Annotated in this window: 6 protein-coding genes; all 6 read right to left on the reverse strand. The window is 58.1% G+C overall.

The window, feature by feature from the left end; translation table 11 throughout:
* Positions 1–249 (reverse strand): hypothetical protein (locus ACSEXW_RS27825; RefSeq protein ID WP_438449446.1); only part of this gene is annotated, 249 nt, incomplete at its 3' end.
* Complete coding sequence (locus ACSEXW_RS27830; protein ID WP_438449447.1) at positions 246–470, reverse strand: phage tail protein; 225 nt, start codon at positions 468–470, stop codon at positions 246–248. The genes ACSEXW_RS27830 and ACSEXW_RS27825, both read right to left, overlap by 4 nt.
* Positions 463–2,316 carry a phage tail tape measure protein gene (locus ACSEXW_RS27835; protein WP_438449448.1) on the reverse strand — a complete coding sequence of 618 codons (1,854 nt, stop codon included), beginning with the start codon at positions 2,314–2,316 and terminating at the stop codon, positions 463–465. The genes ACSEXW_RS27830 and ACSEXW_RS27835 overlap by 8 nt, the downstream gene beginning before the upstream one ends.
* Positions 2,317–2,472: 156 nt before the next feature.
* Positions 2,473–2,778: a hypothetical protein gene (locus ACSEXW_RS27840; protein WP_438449449.1), complete on the reverse strand. Its 306-nt coding sequence runs from the start codon at positions 2,776–2,778 to the stop codon at positions 2,473–2,475.
* Between the two features lie 33 nt (positions 2,779–2,811).
* Entirely contained in the window at positions 2,812–3,339 is a 528-nt protein-coding gene (locus tag ACSEXW_RS27845) for a phage major tail tube protein (RefSeq protein ID WP_438449450.1), read from the reverse strand.
* On the reverse strand, positions 3,336–4,772 hold the full coding sequence (locus ACSEXW_RS27850; protein WP_438449451.1) for a phage tail sheath family protein: 1,437 nt from the start codon (positions 4,770–4,772) through the stop codon (positions 3,336–3,338). Before ACSEXW_RS27850 ends, ACSEXW_RS27845 begins: the two co-directional genes overlap by 4 nt.
* Positions 4,773–4,815 lie beyond the last annotated feature (43 nt).

Below are 4,815 nucleotides of genomic sequence, written 5' to 3' on the forward strand. Positions count from 1 at the left end.
CAGGGCCTTCATGGCAAATTCCCCGGCGCCTTGCTCCAGATGGTCGATGAACATGGCCCCTGTATCGAAGCTGCCCGTTCTCACCTGCAGGAGGTCATTTTTCCGGGGCTTCCACTGGCTCCATAGGCCATCTGGATCCGCAAAGACGACGGACAGGCTGTCCGGCTTCCCCGTGGCGTGGTCCGTCAGCTGCAGCACCGTTGGCTGAACAGCAGAGGTAATGTCCACCCCGTTATACAGGATGTTCATCCACTCACCCGCTTCCAGGGAGGTAGCGTGGCGGCCGTGACCGTCTTCTCCAGGATTGGGATCTGCAGTTCCTCCCCACCCTCGAAGAGGAGCACCCGCCTGTACGGCGGATTCGCTTGGATCAGGATGGTGGCCCGGGTCTCATCGTCGTAAAAGTCGAGTGCGATCGCGTCGAAGGAATCGCCGGCCACCGCCGTATAAACGTAATAGGTATCAGCCAAAGCTCTCCCTCCTCTTCGATTCCCACCATTCCTCGCACATGGCCTTGAAGTCTTCGGCTGCTCCTGCGAGCGTTGACCGCATGGAAATGGAGTCACCGCCGTTGATGGTTGGCGAGAAGACAAATGTCGGGCCTCCTCCGGCCGGCGTCACGCCAAGCGCCTGGGCTGTCTGGTTGAGCAGGCCCAAGCTGCGCGGGGTCCGTTTCAGCGGAATGGCCGCTTCAGGTCCAGCTTCCCCGAAGATCGATGGCCGACTTGCGAAGCCCCCGGAGGCATATTGATCCATCGAGGAAACGGACTGCGAGACGGTGTCTTCCCCGATAGTAGGGATCAAGGGAATTTTCATGCCGGGGATCTTGACCTTGTTTATCTTCTTGATCAGCCAATTCAACTTATCCACGATGAAGTTGACCCCCACCACGAAGGCCGATTTAATCGCCTCCCAGGAGTTGGCCAGGAAGGCGGACACGGTGTCCCAATGCTGGTAGAGCAGGACGGCCCCAGCTATGAGCGCACCGATTGCCAGCACCACCAGACCAATTGGCGAGGTGATAAAGGCCAAGACTGCGCCAAAGGCTGTTGTTGCCGCGGTGGCTGCCCAGGTGGCGGCCGTTCCGGCCCACGTGGCCGCCGTGCTGATACCCTTCATGATGGCATCCTTCGCATACAGGAGGTGCAGGTAGGTGGTTGCCGCTGCATCCTTCCACTTGGCGATACTGAACACCTCGGTGGCGATGGTAGCCGCCTTCGTGATCATCTCATAGAGAGCGATAGCCCCCAGAGTACCTTTCCCGGCCAGCCTGGCCCCTACAATGCCGTCAATGAGCGGCTTGATCCGGGTCCAGTGGTTGCTCATGAAGATGTAGATCCGGTACGCGGCGTTACCCGCATCCCATACCCCGTTGGCGAAGGTCCGAATGGCCTGGGTGGCGGCCGGGATCAAGGCGATTCCCTTCTCCACGGCCCCCGCAACCTTGTTGGAGATCCGTTCGATCTGCGCCTGGTCGCCACCGAACTTGCTCATGAGCTGGTTGCCCTGCTGGAACAGCTTCGTAAAAGCCGGCAGGGTGCTGTTCATGATCTTGGCGGAAGTTTCGTCGAAGTTCGTCCGGAGGAGCCGAAGTTGGTTGGCGAAGCCGTTGGAGGTCCGGGCGAAGTCGCCTTGGGCGTCCTTGCTCCGTTCCATCAGGTAGTTATAGCGCAGGATGGCCTTGTCCGCTTCGTTCATCTTGTCGAAGGAGGTCTTGATGCCCTTCGAAAGCGCATAGGCCTCCAAGGCAGCCACCTGCATGTTGATGCCCAAGGCCATAAGGGGCTCGGTCTCGCCTGTAAGGCCGGACCGGATTTTCTCAAATGCGTCTTTATGGCTCAGGTTATAGAACGAGGCAAAATCTGCCGCCAACCCTGTTAAACCCTCTGACATCTCAACCATGCTCTTTTTTGAAATCCCGGAGCTAGCGAGAATAGAGCCAATGACACCGGTATACTGCTTCGCAGCTAGCTCGGAGAGTCCGAAACTGGTCTTTGCCGTTTTGGCCCACTGGTTAATCTTTGCCGCATCTTGCCCGAAGGTCACGTCCACCACGTTCTGGACCTCCGCCAGGTCCGACGCCAGCATGATCCCCTTTGCACCGACGGCCATCATGGCACCGCCGATGGCTAAGGCCCCACCGGTGACCACCTTGCGTGCGACATCCCAGGTGGACGTCATCACTCTCCCCAAGAGGCCGCTTTCGTTGGTAACCCTCTTCGTCCCCTTCTCAGCAGACTGAAGCGCCTTCCGGAGGCTGGGATCCACCTTACCGGCCAGCACGATCAACGCTTGAAGCTCTCGTTCACTTGCCACGGTTCCTCTCTGCCTCCTTCGCTTGTCGCTCAGCTTCGTCCGCCAGGGATTCGTAAAACTCTATCAGCTCCACGATCGGCATGCTCATACATTCCTGGCGCGTGGCGAAGTGATGAAAGACTAGTTGGGTGATGCACTGCCGGAGGTACTCATCGGTCAGGACTCCGAGCCGATGAAGAAAAAATCCCGGACCATTCCCTCTGCCTTCGCCGCATCCTTGAAGCTCATCCGGAGCACATCATCGATCTCGATGGACGGGTCCGCCTTCCGAACCGCGGCCGCGAAGATGAACAAGTGATAGGCCGGATCCAATTCCTGAACGGAGACGATGTTCCCGGCCTTCGTGTAGGCCTTGGTGGCCTCCAATTTATCCCGGGCGTTTAGGGTATCGAAATCGTAAGGAAGCTCCTGTACAGAAGCTCCATTAATCGAAATGGGCTTGCTCAGTTTGAACGCAGCCATCTTTCATCCTCCTCGAAATAGGAACAGCCCTGCTTATTGCAGAGCTGTCCGCAGCTGTTCGTATAGATCCACGCCGTTGACAACGTAACGGTAATTGAATTTGTCGATCAAGAGCACTTCGACACCGTCGACTACCTTGCGGTAATTAACGATTTCATACTCGCTGGAGCCGTCCGCCGAACCGTTCACTTCCAGCTTGCCGGGGTCGTATTTCTTGTTGAAGCCGGTCATGAACACCTTATTTTGCTGGACGCTGATCCGGTTCCCATTGGTATCGAAGATGTCCGTCACCCATACCACCTCGAACCGGATCTCTCCCGGGCGGGAGAGGACCGCATAGACCGGATTGTCCGCTCGGTGATTCACGGTGAAGGTCATGCTGCCGATCTGCCCGTAACTGGGCATATCCACCTCCCCCATGATACCGGCGCCCTTGGTCGTGTCGGTCAGCTTCTCGATGGAGGGAAGCTGCAGGTCCGTGACATCATCCACAATCTGAAGGATCCCGTTCAGGTCCGTGGCCTTCAACTTGTACTGGATCGTTTTGTTGGTGATCTTCACGCGGATGCACCTCCATACAGGGTGTTAAGCCCCTGGGTCGTATACTGCAGGCGGAAGTTCAAGCTCTTGGCCACCGGCGTAGTCGTGGTCTGGATATCGAAGACGAAGTCCCCCTCCACAATGGAGCTGGTCGGGTTGCTCGTCTCGTTGAAGACGATCTTCCCGTGCAGCATCTTCCCGTCGGCCACCAGGCTGTTCAACCAGGTGCCGGCATCGTTTAGGATGGTATCCACCACACTGCGGTTGAGCGGACCATCCACATTCGCCATATACCGGGCCTGGAAGCTGTTGGACAGGTACTGCATCATCCGGATGCTGGCGTCAAACACATCCCGCGGATCCATTTGGGCGCCGTAGGTGTAGTTCGCGCCGTGCGGGCCCCAAAGGACCCAGATACCAGAGCGGAAGTTGAACGTCGTGATGCCGTTCTTGTTCAGCTCATTGGCCTCCTGCTCGTCGAAGACGATAGCCGCCCCGTCGCCGGTCACCGTACTGGTGATGTCCACCTGCTTATTGGACGGGCTCACATACGGCACGTTATCTGCCGCATAGTCCGTCTGCTGCATGCGGACCGCAATCAGTGTCGAAGCGTGGAAGACCTTCCCCGCCACCTTCGCCATCGGCCAGCCGACTTTCAATCCTAAATCGGTGTACCCGTTGGTGCTCTTCCAGGTGACGGCGGAGGCAACGGTCTTCGAGGTCTTGCTATCCAGGTCAGCCAGCACATAGGCGTCCCAGTGGCCGTTGATCCCTTTGGCTGCCGTCATCATGGCTTCCTTTACGGCCTTCGTTTCGGACCAGCCCGGAGCGGCCAGCAGGGTCGGGATCATGTTGTGGGTCTGGTAGATGAGTTCCATCACCGAGAGGCCAGAGCGAACGCCGGCAGCCGTCTTGCTGCCGATTACGTCCGCCGTGGTCACCTTGGTGACGTCCATCTTGCTGTAGTTCACACTGGATGGGTTGGCCAAGGTCGTCAGCGCCTTCAGCTTCACCCGTTCACCTTCATACTCCGTCGTAAAATCCGTCCCCAAGACCTTCCCGGTGATGGCGATGGACGACAGCACAGCCGGCGCATCCAGGTATCCGACGCCATTCGTAATCGCCACACTCGTTCCGGTCACCGCCGTGGTATGCTTCGTCGGATCGAAGACGTTGATGACGATAATCGGGCCAATGGGCTGGATCCGGCTCTTGAAATGAGCGTATACGGCTTCACAGAGCGTGAAGGTGGTCCAGTCATCGGAGTAGCCGATCTTGGCCTTGGCATCTTCATAGCTGGTGATCAAAATCGGCGTATTGACGGCGGCCGCCGGGTTGGTGAGCTGCTGCACCGGCGCCGTGCCGATATAGACCGGCAGGGTCGCCACGCCGGAGGGCGGCAGCGAGTCAGTCGTCGCGGCCTGAGAGCCATAGACCCCATGTTTGTAGGGCATGAGAACACGTCCTTTCTCTTATTCGAGGATATAATCCGGGATG

Origin of the sequence: Oryzibacillus soli (assembly GCF_051594765.1) — a bacterium.
Taxonomy (GTDB): Bacteria; Bacillota; Bacilli; order Paenibacillales; family NBRC-103111; genus Paenibacillus_AR.

Bases quoted from the DNA above. Each gene is read 5' to 3' on its own strand.
- ACSEXW_RS27840 (WP_438449449.1), bottom strand. From the start codon at position 2,778: ATGGCTGCGTTCAAACTGAGCAAGCCCATTTCGATTAATGGAGCTTCT.
- ACSEXW_RS27850 (WP_438449451.1), bottom strand. From the start codon at position 4,772: ATGCCCTACAAACATGGGGTCTATGGCTCTCAGGCCGCGACGACTGAC.